The sequence below is a fragment of the Rhizobium sp. BK289 genome, from assembly GCF_014193575.1.
Classification (GTDB): domain Bacteria; phylum Pseudomonadota; class Alphaproteobacteria; order Rhizobiales; family Rhizobiaceae; genus Rhizobium; species Rhizobium tropici_C.
On the sequence record NZ_JACHZO010000019.1, the window covers coordinates 44508 to 58292 of the forward strand.

General features: G+C 61.1%; 11 protein-coding genes. 5 read left to right on the forward strand and 6 right to left on the reverse strand.

The window, feature by feature from the left end:
- Positions 1-33: 33 nt before the first annotated feature.
- From purH to htpX, 4 genes are all read right to left on the reverse strand, one after another.
- Positions 34-1650 (reverse strand): bifunctional phosphoribosylaminoimidazolecarboxamide formyltransferase/IMP cyclohydrolase, encoded by a 1617-nt coding sequence (gene purH / locus FHT84_RS27525; protein WP_113250816.1) that lies wholly within the window; start codon positions 1648-1650, stop codon positions 34-36.
- 95 nt (positions 1651-1745) lie between these two features.
- On the reverse strand, positions 1746-3392 hold the full coding sequence (locus FHT84_RS27530; RefSeq protein WP_113250815.1) for a heparinase II/III family protein: 1647 nt from the start codon (positions 3390-3392) through the stop codon (positions 1746-1748).
- Positions 3393-3542: 150 nt separating this feature from the next.
- Positions 3543-4952, reverse strand: coding sequence for an RsmB/NOP family class I SAM-dependent RNA methyltransferase (locus FHT84_RS27535; RefSeq protein ID WP_183765258.1), 1410 nt, complete (start codon positions 4950-4952; stop codon positions 3543-3545).
- Entirely contained in the window at positions 4949-5947 is a 999-nt protein-coding gene (gene htpX, locus FHT84_RS27540; protein WP_113250813.1) for a zinc metalloprotease HtpX, read from the reverse strand. Before htpX ends, FHT84_RS27535 begins: the two co-directional genes overlap by 4 nt.
- A gap of 110 nt (positions 5948-6057) precedes the next feature.
- Between htpX and FHT84_RS27545 the strand changes: the two genes are divergently transcribed.
- Positions 6058-6285: a DUF1674 domain-containing protein gene (locus FHT84_RS27545; RefSeq protein ID WP_112339865.1), complete on the forward strand. Its 228-nt coding sequence runs from the start codon at positions 6058-6060 to the stop codon at positions 6283-6285.
- 41 nt (positions 6286-6326) lie between these two features.
- Complete coding sequence (locus tag FHT84_RS27550; protein ID WP_281023919.1) at positions 6327-6602, forward strand: DUF3658 domain-containing protein; 276 nt, start codon at positions 6327-6329, stop codon at positions 6600-6602.
- Positions 6603-6626: 24 nt separating this feature from the next.
- On the opposite strand, the gene acs is transcribed toward FHT84_RS27550, so the two are convergent.
- Positions 6627-8585, reverse strand: coding sequence for an acetate--CoA ligase (gene acs / locus FHT84_RS27555; protein ID WP_183765231.1), 1959 nt, complete (start codon positions 8583-8585; stop codon positions 6627-6629).
- A gap of 224 nt (positions 8586-8809) precedes the next feature.
- On the opposite strand from acs, the gene FHT84_RS27560 reads away from it, so the two are divergent.
- Positions 8810-9517: a DUF1013 domain-containing protein gene (locus FHT84_RS27560; RefSeq protein ID WP_112339868.1), complete on the forward strand. Its 708-nt coding sequence runs from the start codon at positions 8810-8812 to the stop codon at positions 9515-9517.
- 262 nt (positions 9518-9779) lie between these two features.
- Here FHT84_RS27560 and FHT84_RS27565 read toward each other — a convergent pair whose 3' ends face one another.
- Positions 9780-10439, reverse strand: coding sequence for a YggS family pyridoxal phosphate-dependent enzyme (locus FHT84_RS27565; protein WP_113250810.1), 660 nt, complete (start codon positions 10437-10439; stop codon positions 9780-9782).
- A gap of 202 nt (positions 10440-10641) precedes the next feature.
- Here FHT84_RS27565 and leuS point away from each other — a divergent pair, with 202 nt between their 5' ends.
- Entirely contained in the window at positions 10642-13272 is a 2631-nt protein-coding gene (gene leuS, locus FHT84_RS27570; protein WP_113250809.1) for a leucine--tRNA ligase, read from the forward strand.
- On the forward strand, positions 13262-13783 hold the full coding sequence (gene lptE / locus FHT84_RS27575; RefSeq protein ID WP_112339871.1) for an LPS assembly lipoprotein LptE: 522 nt from the start codon (positions 13262-13264) through the stop codon (positions 13781-13783). The genes leuS and lptE overlap by 11 nt, the downstream gene beginning before the upstream one ends.
- Positions 13784-13785: the final 2 nt, after the last annotated feature.

Genomic DNA, 13785 nt, shown 5'->3' on the forward strand with positions numbered 1-13785 from the left:
ATATACGCTTTACAAATCCGGTATATCCGCCGCTCAGTGGCGGAAGTGGCGAACGCCCGTGAAGACCATTGCGACGTTATGCTCGTTGGCAGCGTCGATCACTTCCTGGTCGCGCATCGAACCGCCGGGCTGGATGACGGCCGTGGCGCCCGCGGCAATCGCCGAAAGCAACCCGTCGGCAAACGGCAGGAAGGCTTCGGAAGCAACAGCGGAACCGCGCGTCAGCGGCTCAGCAAGCCCCATGGCCTTGGCGGCTTCCTCGGCCTTGATAGCGGCGATCCGGGCAGAATCGACGCGGCTCATCTGTCCGGCGCCGATGCCGGCCGTCTGGCCATCCTTGGCGTAAACGACAGCGTTCGACTTCACATGCTTCGCGACGCGGAAGGCGAACTTCATGTCTTCCAGCTCCTGCGCCGTCGGCGCGCGCTTGGTCACGACCTTGAGCTCCATATCCTCGACCAAAGCATTGTCGCGGTTCTGAACCAGCAGCCCGCCGGAGACGGTCTTTGCGGTCAGGCCAGCTGCACGCGGATCGGGTAGGGCGCCGACCGCGAGCAGGCGGAGATTAGGCTTGCGGGCAATGATCGCCTTGGCTTCCTCGCTCACTTCAGGCGCGATGATGACCTCGGTGAAGAGCTTGACGATCTCTTCGGCCGTTTCTGCGTCAAGCAGGCTGTTCAGCGCGATGATGCCGCCGAAGGCGGAGGTGGAATCGCACGCAAGCGCCCGCTTATAGGCTTCCGCCAGGCTTGGGCCGGTGGCAACGCCGCAGGGATTGGCGTGCTTAATGATCGCGCAGGCTGGCCCCTTTTCCGGCAGGAATTCGGCAACGAGCTCATAGGCCGCGTCGGTGTCGTTGATGTTGTTGTAGGACAGCTGCTTGCCCTGGATGAGCGTCGCCGTCGAGACGCCGGGCCGGTTTTCGCCGGTCAGGTAGAAAGCCGCCTTCTGGTGCGGGTTCTCGCCGTAGCGCATCTCCTCGCGAAGAACGCCGCCGATGACACGGTGGCGCGGCGTGGCGATATCGAGCGCTTCGGCAAACCAGTTGGAGATCATCGCGTCGTAAGCAGCGGTGCGGGCAAAAGCCTTGGCGGCCATGCGCTTGCGGAAATCATAGGTCGTCTGGCCGGCGTCGGCGGAAAGCTGCGCCAGCAGTTCGGCGTAATCGGCGGGATCGGTCAGCGTCGTTACATAGGCATGGTTCTTGGCCGAAGCGCGGATCATCGCCGGGCCGCCGATGTCGATATTCTCCACCGTCGTCGGATAGTCGCCACCGGCCTTGCGCACGTCCTCGAAGGGATAGAGGTTGATAACGGCAAGATCGATGCCTTCGATGCCGTGCTCCTTCATCGCAGCCTGATGCTCGGCATCATCACGGATGGCCAGCAGGCCGCCATGCACCTTCGGATGCAGCGTCTTGACACGGCCGTCCATGATCTCCGGAAAATTCGTCACTTCCGACACGTCGGTCACCGCAAGCCCTGCTGCAGCAATCGCCTTGTGCGTGCCACCGGTCGACAGCAGGCGCACGCCCTGTTCGCTAAGCGCACGCGCCAGCTCGACGATGCCGGTCTTGTCGAAGACGGACAGAAGCGCGGTTTTCACCTTCACCTTGTCGGGGGCGGGAATTTTCTTGGAAACGACGGCCATTGGCTTTCTCCGGTCTAGCATAGGGAGATGACGCGTCCGGCGGGAAGGCGCGGGACGGATAATGCCGCCCCGTTAGCATAGCTCACGCGCTTAGCCTATGGCCGATGCGATAAAAACCAGCGGATTTCCGGCTTTTCCGTGATCCGGAAGACGATCTCGAGCTGATCGGAGGAGCGTATGCCCGAGGGATCGGCAAAGAAGATATCCTCCGCCACAAGCACTTCATTGCCGGGCGAGGAGAAGACCCAGGTCTCGCCATCCGGCGCGATCAGCAGCGCGGCATCCGTCTCGGTCTGCAGCAGGCTGATGGAGGGGTGAATGTGAAAGCGGGCCGAAGCAATGCCCTCACCCTTCGGCTGATGCTTCTTGCCTTCCGGCGCGAAGAACCGGTCGCGGCCGGCGACGATCGTGCCGCTGGCATTCAGACTAATCTCGCGCTCATGAACATAGCCGAAGGCGGAGAGATAGCCGTCATGCGCGGCGCGGACATAGTCTCGCCCGTCTTCCGTCTCGGCGCGCTCGACGATGACCTTCTTGACGCCGCTGACCATGATCGGCCCAAGCGATTTCGATTTGGAGAACTGACAGGACGAGGTGTCGTTGAGCGTGACGGTCGAATGCGCCGCGGTCGCCCGCGCGGTTTGCGCAAAGCGATCGCCCGCAAACTCCGGCGAACCGGAATTAATGATGAAGCGCGTCTTGCCCGACGACATTTCGAAGGAAAGACAGCCGGCATGGGCCGTGCGGCTGAGATCGGCCGAAGCCGCGGTTCCCACGTCGACGATGACGACGGCCGGACCGGCCGCTAACCGATGATATTTGGTATGCGGCAGCGCCTTGAAGGCCTGCCCTGCTGTTTCGTCATAGCGCAGCACCGACATCAGCTCGTTGGCGAGCGTCGAGGTCGCACCGTTGAACAGCGCCAGATCGCCATCCTGATGGCGGAAGAAGCGCAGTGCCGGATACATGCGGTCGATGCCGGGAATGAGCCGGATCGGCACGTCATGGCCGAGATTGACATAGGTCTGGCGGAGCGGCAGCAGATCGAGCAGGAGCTCGAGCGATGCCCGCGGATTGCGCGAGATATGGCCGCCATCCTGCAGGATTTGCCGGTCGATCTCCCGGTCGAGTGCCTGCCCCGCTCGCTTCAGTGTAAGGGAACTGCTCGGCATGGCGACCGAGGCCATGGCAAGCGCGATACGCACGCGGAACCTTGTGATCCCATCAGGCGATGACGCAACGATCCGCCGCAGAAAGCGCACATGGAAGACGAGCATGCGCATGAAGCGGCGGTAGAAAGCACTATCCGTGCCCTGCAGGAGTACGGGCGAATGCGATAGAAGCGCGATCAGCCGCTGCGCCGCTATATCGGGCGACCAGGCAAGGCCATGCAGCCGGCGGCCGTGGACGGCAATCCAGTCGGTGAGGATCAACCGCGCCGCGGCTGAGGCCTGATCACTCTTTTCCGCCCGTAAATGCCGCAGCCAGCGAAAATTATGCAGCCGGGCGGCAAAGGCCAGCGATGGCAGCTCCAGCGAAAAGGGCGATGCGCCCTGCGTTTCCAGGACGCGCCCGGCGAGCAGAATGCGGCCGTTCAAAAGCTCTTCGACGAAAAAGGGATCGATGCTACGCAGGTCGGTCGGTGCCACGATCAAGCGCTCCGGCACACGCATCGTGTGGCGGGTGAGACGCAATCGCGTCAACGCCGCGCGGCGCGACATCCGCCGCCATGCTTCCCGCATGTATGAACTCACAAAACCCTGCCGCAGATCTGCATATTTGCTTCTGCTTACTCTCACTACCCGTGGTTAAAAAGAGGTTACAAATATACCAATTAAAGACATGTTCACCGGTTTTTTAACCATCCGGTAAAAGCGATCTGAGCCGGGGAACTAACGCGTGCGGCGAAGCACGACGGCAAAGAAGCCGTCGAGACCGGAAGCAAAGCCATCGGCAAGCGGCAGCATGTCCGGCGTGGTGCGGAACGCTCCAAGCGGCGAGATCGCCGTTTCGAGACCTGGCCAATTGCTCGCAGCGATCGGTATGCGCTCGACATTGTCGGTATCGGAGAGGAGGCGCGCGACCAGATCTTCGCCCTCCTCGGGATCGAGCGAGCAATTGGAGAAGACCACCACACCGCCCGGCTTGACCAATGTCAGGGCATGGCGCAGCAGGCGCTCCTGCAGGGCGGCCAGCTTGGCGATATCCTCCGGTCCCTTGGTCCACAGCACGTCCGGATGGCGGCGTGTCGTTCCAGTCGAGGAGCAGGGGGCATCGAGAAGAGCCGCGTCGAAGAGTTCGTCAGGGCGATATTTGCTCATATCGGCAACGACGGTTTCTGCCTCGAAGCTCAGGCGTGCCAGATTACCGGACAGCCGCTTCAGCCGATTGGCGGATTGATCGAGGGCCGTGACCTTAGCGCCGGCGAGAATGAGTTGCGCCGTCTTGCCGCCAGGTGCTGCGCAGAGATCCACCACCCGCTTGCCGGTCAGCGAGCCGAAAAGCTTTGCGGGAATGCTGGCGGCGGCATCCTGAACCCACCACTCACCCTCATTGAAGCCTTCCAGCGAGGGAATGGACCCTTCGAAAGCGGCAAGCCGCACGCCGCCGGTCGGCAGCACTACGCCGTTCAACCGCTTCGCCCAGCCTTCGGGATCGGATTTGACCGTGAGGTCGATCGCGGCAGGCTCGAGCTGCGTGTCAGAAATCTTTAGCGCGGCGGGGGCGCCATAGGCCGCTTCCAGGCGGGACAGGAACCAGGCCGGCATGGCCGGCACGTTCGCAACCCGCTCGAGGATTTCCTGCTTTTCGCGGCCGATGCGGCGGAGAATGGCGTTGACCAGCTTAGCGAAACGGCGATTGCGCGGATCGCGATTGGCTTGCTCGACAGCAAGATCGACGGCGGAATGATCCGGCACGTCAAGATAGAGGATCTGCGTAGCACCAACGACGAGCACATGATGCAGGGCACGGGCGCCTTCCGGCAGCGGCGAATCCAGCAACGACGATATCGCCGCCTCGATGCGCGGCAGGTGCCGCAACGCGCTGTTCAGGATGGCCCGTACCAGTGCCCGGTCGCTGTCGCTGAGCGTGGTATAGGCGGCACTGCCACCTTCGGCATCGAGCATGCCGTCGAGCGGCGTCTTGCGGTCGAGCACGGCTCCCAGAATCTTTGACGCCGCCGCGCGGGCCTCAAGCCCGGGCTTGGGCGGAGACGAATCAAGCGGCCGCGATTGCTGCGGCCGCTTGCCCGATCGTTTTCCGTCTCTATTGGAAGCTTTGGTTTTCGTGTCAGAACTCAAGACCAGGGACCCTTCGGCGGTTGCGAACCACCGCGACCCGTATTCGGCACGGAACGCGATTTGCGCCCCGGATTATCAGTGAAGGACGGCCCCGTCGAGCCAAAGCCGGAAGATGGGGCAGAAGAGGATGTCATAGGCGAGCCGCCGCCGCCACCGAAACGAGCCATGTCATGCAGCGCGGCGATGCGGTTTTCCGTATTCGGATGGGTGGAAAACAGATTGTCCATGCGTTCGCCGGAGAGCGGATTGATGATGAACATATGCGCGGTCGCCGGATGGCCTTCGGCCTCTTCGTTCGGAATATGCGCTGCACCGCGAGCGATCTTGCCGAGCGCGGAGGCGAGCCAAAGCGGATTGCCGCAGATTTCCGCGCCACGGCGGTCGGCAGAATATTCGCGCGTCCGGCTGATCGCCATCTGCACCAGCATGGCAGCCAGGGGGGCGACGATCATCGCCACGAGAACGCCGACCATGCCGAGCGGATTGTTGTTGTCGCGGCGGCCGCCGAAGAAAAAAGCGAAATTGCCGAGCATGGAGATGGCACCGGCAAGCGTCGCCGTGATCGTCATGGTCAGCGTGTCGCGGTTCTGCACGTGCGCAAGCTCGTGTGCCATCACGCCGGCTACTTCCTCCGGCGTCAGCGCGTGCAGCAGGCCGGTGGAGGCTGCAACAGCGGCGTTTTCCGGATTGCGGCCCGTTGCAAAGGCGTTCGGCTGCGGGCTGTCATAGAGATAAACCTTAGGCATCGGCAGGCCGGCGTTGCGGGCGAGATCGCGGACGATGCGGTAGAATTCCGGCGCGCTACGCTCATCCACCTCCTGAGCACCATAGGTTGACAGCACCATGCGGTCGGAATTCCAGTAGGAAAAGAAATTCATGCCCGCGGCGGCGACCAATGCGATCAGCATGCCCGATTGACCGCCGATCAGATAGCCGACGCCCATGAACAAAGCGGTCATGAAGGCAAGCAGCATGGCAGTACGCATGAGATTCATCGAGAGGTCTCCAACACATCTGTCGTCCAAACCTTTCTCTTTGCGGCCGGACGCACTATGATTTGGCTATTCCTCCCTCCATTTCAATATTTCGGAGGTCGCGCGAGACCATGCAAACCGCAGATAACGACAATAAACTCGACACCGAAGCCGGCGATATCACCCGCAAGCCACTCTCGCCCGCCGCCAAGCGCGCGCTTGCCGAAGCCGAGGAGCGCCGTAAGGCGCAGGAAGCTCAAGCGCAGGCCGAACTTCCCCCCGAAATCGGCGGCCGCGGCGGTGCCGACCCCGCGCGCTTCGGCGACTGGGAAATCAACGGCCGCGCGATTGATTTTTGATTCTCGACGAAGTTCGAGTGCATTCGCTACGTTGATATGAACTGTACTTCCCCTATCGGAACCAGGCGCGCATTATTGGAGAGACAATGGGTTCAATTTCCGAACCCTACTACCAAGTTGGCGACATAATGCTGCATGCGCGATTAATGGCCCTTATTGACGAAGGAAAGCTCATTGCTGAGGGCGATCCGTGGAATATCCAGACTTGCCAATCTGGCTTTTGCAATGAGCTCTCGAAATCAGTGAAGGTTTCACGTGAAAAAAATTGGCGAGAGACAAGCCCTCGCCAACGCAAATTTCCTGATTTTACGATATGAGTGGGAGCGGCGCTCCCACTTGCATCAAGCCGCATCCGCCTTGTTCTGCCTATTGGCGATCAGATCATCGACAACAGCAGGATCAGCGAGCGTCGAGGTATCGCCGAGAGCGCCGAAGTCGTCCTCGGCGATCTTGCGCAGGATGCGACGCATGATCTTGCCTGAGCGGGTTTTCGGCAGGCCGGGTGTGAACTGGATCTTGTCGGGTGAGGCGATCGGGCCGATTTCGGCGCGGACATGCTTTACCAATTCCTGCCGTAGCGCTTCGGTGCCTTCCATCCCGACCATCAGCGTCACGTAGCAATAGATGCCCTGGCCCTTGATCGAATGCGGATAGCCGACGACGGCGGCTTCCGAGACGTGCTTGTGGGATACGAGCGCCGATTCCACCTCCGCCGTACCGAGACGATGGCCCGAGACGTTGAGTACGTCGTCGACGCGGCCGGTGATCCAGTAGTAGCCGTCCTCATCGCGGCGGCAGCCGTCGCCGGTGAAGTACTTGCCCTTGTAGGTGGAAAAGTAGGTCTGGATGAAGCGCTCATGGTCGCCATAGACAGTGCGCATCTGGCCGGGCCAGCTGTCGGTGATGACGAGATTGCCGTCGGCCGCCCCTTCCAGCACATTGCCTTCATTGTCGACCAGCTGCGGCTGCACGCCGAAGAAGGGCAGGGTGGCCGAACCGGCCTTGAGATCGGTCGCGCCCGGAAGCGGCGTGATCATGTGACCGCCGGTTTCTGTCTGCCACCAGGTATCGACGATCGGGCAGCGGCTGTCGCCGACCACCTTGTAATACCATTCCCAGGCTTCCGGATTGATCGGCTCGCCGACCGTGCCGAGAATGCGCAGGCTGGAGCGCGAAGCGCGCTTGACGAACTGATCGCCGGCGCCCATCAGCGAACGGATCGCCGTCGGCGCAGTATAGAAGATATTGACCTTGTGCTTGTCGATCACATCCCAGAAACGGCCCTGATCCGGGTAGTTCGGCACGCCTTCGAACATCAGCGTGGTCGCGGCATTCGCGAGCGGCCCGTAGACGATATAGGAATGGCCGGTGACCCAGCCGACATCGGCCGTGCACCAATAGATATCGCCGGGGTGATAGTCGAACGTATATTCATGCGTCATCGCCGCATAGACGAGATAACCGGCCGTCGTGTGCAGCACGCCCTTCGGCTTGCCCGTGGAACCGGAGGTATAGAGGATGAAGAGCGGGTCTTCCGCCTTCATCTTCGCCGGCGGGCAATCCGCCTTCACCTTGGCGGTTTCCTCGTGATACCAGACATCGCGGCCGGGCTCCCAGGCAACCTTGCCGCCGGTGCGGCGCACGGCGATCACGGTCTTGACCGCGACCTTCTGCTTGGCGGCGATCTGGATCGCCGTATCGGTATTTTCCTTCAGCGGAATGGACTTGCCGCCGCGGACACCTTCATCGCAGGTGATGACGACGGTCGAGGCGCAATCGACGATGCGGCCGGCAAGCGCTTCCGGCGAGAAGCCGCCGAAGACGACCGAATGCACCGCGCCGATGCGGGCGCAGGCCAGCATCGCATAGGCGGCTTCCGGGATCATCGGCATGTAGATGGTGACGCGGTCGCCCTTCTTGACGCCGTGCTTCTTCAGCACATTCGCGAGCCGGCAGACCTGCTCATAGAGCTCACTATAAGTGATCTTCTTGTCGATATAGGGATTGTCGCCTTCCCAGATGAAGGCGACGCGATCGCCATGTTTCTTCAGATGCCGGTCGATGCAATTGTAGGAGACGTTGGTGACGCCATCCTCGAACCACTTGATCGACACCTTGCCGGTAAAGGACGTGTTCTTGACCTTCGTGTAGGGCTTGAACCAGTCGATGCGCTTGCCGTGCTTGCCCCAGAACTTGTCGGGATCCTCGACGCTCTGCTCATACCATTTCTGGTACTTCGCCTTGTCGATCAGGGCGCGTGCCTTAACCGGTTTCATCACGGGATGGATCTTCTCCGACATTGTTTCCTCCTCAAATCCCTAGCACTCCGATTTGTAACCGCGAGCACTCTTTCCGCGCAATAAATAGCAGGTCAAACTACGACAGCAATTGGACAAAGTGCATTTCATCCGCAAAGAATTGCAATTCCGCGACACTGTCGCTATATAGGGCCGTATTTCCCGGACAATGTGGTGTTACACCCCGGACCGCGACACCGGCGCGGACTGACAGAAGGACTATATCCATGGCTCAACAATTGCTCATGCCGAAGGCAACCGCCATCTGGCTTGTCGACAATACGGCCTTGTCATTCGACCAGATCGCGCAGTTCTGCAGGCTGCACCCGCTCGAAGTGAAGGCCATTGCCGACGGTGAAGCCGCACAGGGCATCAAGGGCCTCGACCCGATCTCGACCGGCCAGCTGACGCGTGACGAAATCGCCCGCGCCGAAGCCAATCCGAACCACAAGCTGAAACTTTCCGAGCCGAAGGTCCGCGTGCCGGAATCCAAGCGCCGCGGCCCGCGTTACACGCCAGTCTCCAAGCGGCAGGATCGCCCGAACGCCATCCTGTGGCTGGTGCGCAACCATCCGGAACTGAAGGATGCGCAGATTTCCCGCCTCGTCGGCACCACCAAGTCGACCATCGAACAGATCCGCGACCGCACGCACTGGAACGCAGCCAACCTGACGCCGATGGATCCGGTCACGCTCGGCCTCTGCAGCCAGATAGACCTTGACATGGAAGTCGAAAAGGCCTCCAAGGGCCGTCCGCTGCCGACCGCCGCCGAACTCGGCGCGACCCTGCAGCCGGCTCAGGAAACCGAAAAGCTCGGCTTCAGCTATGATCGCGATGACGAGAAGGAAAAGGAAATCGACGCCGACGCCGTTTTCGCCAAGCTGAAGTCGCTGAAGTCGACCAGCCGCGACGACGAGGACGACGACCAGTTCTAAGATCCGGTTTCATCGCAGATTTACGAAGCCCCGGTTTTCACAGCCGGGGTTTTTTGTCGGGAGACACGGCCAACTCGTCCTTTGACGGGCTCAGGGTGAGGATGGAAGCGCTCTGCGGTGTAAGGCCCAGCTCCTGTAGCTGAGGCACAGTTTAACGTACCGTCTTGCGCAGGAAACTAGCCTTCATGGTGAGGTGCGTAGGCCGTGAGGCCGGAGCCTCGAACCACGAGGCGGTAGCCGTGGCTTTTATTTTCGACCGAATTTATCGCGCCCCGAAAATCGCAGAACCGACCCGGACGCTTGTCGCGCCGAAGGCGACGGCAATTTCGTAGTCGCTAGACATGCCCATGGAGAGCTTTTCGACGCCGGCCCGCTTGGCGAGCTTTGCCAGGAGGGCAAAATGCGGCCCCGGATTTTCCTCCGCGGGCGGAATGCACATCAGGCCTTCGACCGGAAGTCCGAGTTCCTTGCGGCAGAAATCGACGAAAGCGACTGTGTCATTAGGGGCGATCCCGGCCTTTTGCGGTTCCAGCCCGGTATTGACCTGCACATAAAGCCGCAAAACCTTGCCCTGCACCTTCATTTCATCGGCGATGGCGCGGGCGATCTTTTCCCGGTCGATCGTCTCGATGACGTCGAACAGCGCCACGGCATCGGCCGCCTTGTTCGATTGCAGCGGGCCGATCAGGTGCAGCTCGATCCCGGGCGTTTCGGCCTTCAGCTCCGGCCATTTTGCCTGGCTTTCCTGCACACGGTTTTCGCCGAACACACGCTGGCCGGCCGAAATCGCCGGGCGGATCTGGTCGGCATCGAAAGTCTTCGAAACGGCAACGAGCTGCACGGAACCCGCCGGCCGGCCGGCCTGACGCTCGGCCGCAGCGATATGGGAACGGACTTCGTTCAGGCGCTCTTGAAGTTCCATCTTTTCGCCTCGATATGTTCGCTTGCTTTTTCAACCCTTGCAGTAATGAGGCGGGCAGGCTTTGCCAAGGGCGAATACGGCCGAATCCGGCTTTGCTTTGCAAGATAAGGCACTTGCCGCAACCGCTAAACTTGACGCTTGGGTAGTTTCGTGGTGAAGGTCACCCCCTAACTCCCCATGATTTTCCGGAATACAAGATCAGATGACGACCGAACGTTATAATCCGCGCGATGCCGAGCCCCGCTGGCAGGAAAAATGGAACGAAGAAAAGGTCTTCGCGACAGACAATGCCGATCCGCGTGAGAAATACTACGTTCTGGAGATGTTTCCCTATCCGTCGGGCCGCATCCACATGGGCCATGTGCGCAACTACGCCATGGGCGATGTCGTTGCCCGCTACAAGCGCGCCCGCGGCTACAACGTGCTGCATCCGATGGGTTGGGACGCCTTCGGCATGCCGGCAGAAAACGCAGCGCGCGACAACAAGGTGCATCCCAAGGAATGGACCTACCAGAACATCGCCTCGATGCGCACCCAGCTGAAGGCCATGGGCCTGTCGCTGGACTGGAGCCGCGAATTCGCGACCTGCGATGTGGACTATTATCATCGCCAGCAGATGCTCTTCATCGACATGATGGAGAAAGGTCTGGTCTACCGCAAGAAATCGAAGGTCAACTGGGATCCGGTCGATAACACCGTTCTCGCCAACGAGCAGGTCATCGACGGCCGCGGCTGGCGTTCCGGCGCGCTTGTGGAACAGCGCGAGCTGACGCAGTGGTTCTTCAAGATCACCGAGTTCAGCCAGGATCTGCTGGATGCCCTGGACACACTCGATCATTGGCCGGAAAAAGTGCGGCTGATGCAGAAGAACTGGATCGGCCGGTCGGAAGGCCTGACCGTCCGCTGGGAAATCGTGGCCGAAACCGCTCCCAATAGCGATCGCGAGATCACGGTCTACACGACCCGCCCCGATACATTGTTCGGCGCCTCCTTCCTGGCGATCTCTGCCGACCATCCGCTGGCCAAGGAAGCGGCTGCCAAGGATCCGGCGATCGAGGCTTTCTGCGAGGAATGCCGTCGTGCCGGCACCTCGCTGGCCGCGCTGGAAACCGCGGAAAAGAAAGGCATGGACACCGGTATCCGCGTCCGTCACCCCTTCGATCCGTCCTGGGAACTGCCAGTCTACATCGCCAATTTCGTGCTGATGGACTATGGCACGGGCGCCATCTTCGGCTGCCCGTCCGGCGACCAGCGCGACCTGGACTTCGCCCGCAAGTACGGCCTGCCCGTCGTTCCCGTCGTCATGCCCGCTGATGGCGATGCTGCGAGCTTTACCGTCGGCGACACTGCCTATGATGGTGATGGCGTCATGATCAACTCGCGCTTCCTCGACGGCATGAGCACCGAGGAAGCCTTCGAGACGGTGGCAACGAAGCTTTCGGAAACGAGTCTTGGCAACGCGCCGCAGGCCGAGCGCAAGGTGAATTTCCGTCTGCGCGACTGGGGCATTTCCCGGCAGCGCTATTGGGGCTGCCCGATCCCGGTCATCCATTGCGACGATTGCGGCGTGCTGCCGGTGCCGAAGCAGGATCTGCCGGTCCGGTTGCCCGACGACGTCACCTTCGACCAGCCAGGCAACCCGCTCGACCGGCACGCCACCTGGCGGCATGTCGCCTGTCCGCAGTGCGGCAAGGATGCGCGGCGGGAAACCGATACGATGGACACCTTCGTCGATTCGAGCTGGTATTTCGCCCGCTTCACTGCTCCCTGGGAAAACCAGCCGACGGATCAAAAGGCGGCTAACCACTGGCTGCCGGTCGATCAGTATATCGGCGGCATCGAGCACGCGATCCTGCACCTGCTCTATTCGCGCTTCTTCACGCGCGCGATGCGCGAAACCGGCCATCTTGACGTGAAGGAGCCTTTCAAGGGCCTGTTCACGCAAGGGATGGTCGTGCACGAGACCTATAGCCGCGGCAATGGCCTGACGCGCGAATGGGTTTCGCCGGCGGATATCAAGATCGAGGAAGTGGACGGCCAGCGCCGCGCCACGCTGCTGTCGACCGGCGAGGACATCGCCATCGGCTCGATCGAAAAAATGTCGAAGTCGAAGAAGAACGTCGTCGATCCGGATGACATCATCGCCTCCTACGGCGCCGATACGGCTCGCTTCTTCGTGCTCTCCGATTCGCCGCCCGATCGCGACGTCATCTGGTCGGAAGCCGGCGTCGAAGGCGCGCATCGTTTCACGCAACGCATGTGGCGGCTGGTGTCGGAAGCCGCCGATGCTCTGAAGACAGTTGAATCGACTCCGGCTAAGGAAGGCGAGGGGCTGGCGATTTCGCAGGTCGCCCATCGTACGTTGAAGGCCGTTCAAGGTGATTACGATAAGCTCGCCTTCAACAAGGCCGTGGCGCGCATCTACGAATTCGTCAATGCGCTGGCCGCACCACTCGGCAAGGTGGCGGCCGGTCAGGCGGATGGCGCCTATCGCTCCGCTGTCCGCGAGGCCGTCGAAATCCTGATTTCGCTGGTTGCGCCGATCACGCCGCATCTGGCCGAAGAATGCTCGGCCGCCCTCGGCAACACGCATATGGTCGCGACCAGTGCATGGCCGGTCTATGACGAGGCGCTCGTCATCGAAAACGAAATCGTCTATCCCGTTCAGATCAACGGCAAGAAGCGCGCCGAATTGACAATCGCGCGCGATGCAGATCAGAATGCCGTGCAGCAAGCCGTGCTCGCCCTGGATGCCGTTACGAGCGCATTGAATGGTCAGGCGCCAAAGAAGATCATCGTCGTTCCACAGAGGATCGTAAACATTGTCGTCTGATAGTCTTTTCAAGTTCGCCCGCATCGCTGGCGTCGCTTCCCTTGTGGCTGTTGCCGGCCTTCTGTCCTCCTGCCAAGTTCGGCCGCTGTATGCCGTCAGCACCGGTGTGACGCAGAAGCTCTCCGAAGTCGCTTTCTCCGACGTCGGTTCGCGCGTCGGACTGCAGGTCCGCAATCAGCTGATCTTCATTGCGGGCCGGGGCGCCGGCGAAACGAAGACGCCGAAATATACCGTTGACCTCAGTGTCACCTCCGGTACGGGAGGCGTTATCTATCTGCCGTCGTCCAGTACGTCGGCCGCCGGCCGCACCACGGTGACGGCGTCCTTTACGTTGAAGGAAGCAGTCACCGGTAAGGTCCTTAAATCCGGCAGCCGCTCGGTGACGTCGCTTGTCGACTTCCCGACACAGGAATTCGCCAAGCAGCGCGCGATCCGGGATTCGGAAGATCGGGCCGCCCGCGAAGTTGCCGAGATGGTGGCTGCCGACATAGCAGCTGCACTCAGCCACTGACA

What these genes read in the sequence shown, in the direction of transcription:
- purH (WP_113250816.1), bottom strand. Translation starts at nt 1,650, where the DNA reads ATGGCCGTCGTTTCCAAGAAAATTCCCGCCCCCGACAAGGTGAAGGTG.
- FHT84_RS27530 (WP_113250815.1), bottom strand. Translation starts at nt 3,392, where the DNA reads ATGCGGGAAGCATGGCGGCGGATGTCGCGCCGCGCGGCGTTGACGCGA.
- htpX (WP_113250813.1), bottom strand. Translation starts at nt 5,947, where the DNA reads ATGAATCTCATGCGTACTGCCATGCTGCTTGCCTTCATGACCGCTTTG.
- FHT84_RS27545 (WP_112339865.1), top strand. Translation starts at nt 6,058, where the DNA reads ATGCAAACCGCAGATAACGACAATAAACTCGACACCGAAGCCGGCGAT.
- acs (WP_183765231.1), bottom strand. Translation starts at nt 8,585, where the DNA reads ATGTCGGAGAAGATCCATCCCGTGATGAAACCGGTTAAGGCACGCGCC.
- FHT84_RS27560 (WP_112339868.1), top strand. Translation starts at nt 8,810, where the DNA reads ATGGCTCAACAATTGCTCATGCCGAAGGCAACCGCCATCTGGCTTGTC.
- FHT84_RS27565 (WP_113250810.1), bottom strand. Translation starts at nt 10,439, where the DNA reads ATGGAACTTCAAGAGCGCCTGAACGAAGTCCGTTCCCATATCGCTGCG.
- leuS (WP_113250809.1), top strand. Translation starts at nt 10,642, where the DNA reads ATGACGACCGAACGTTATAATCCGCGCGATGCCGAGCCCCGCTGGCAG.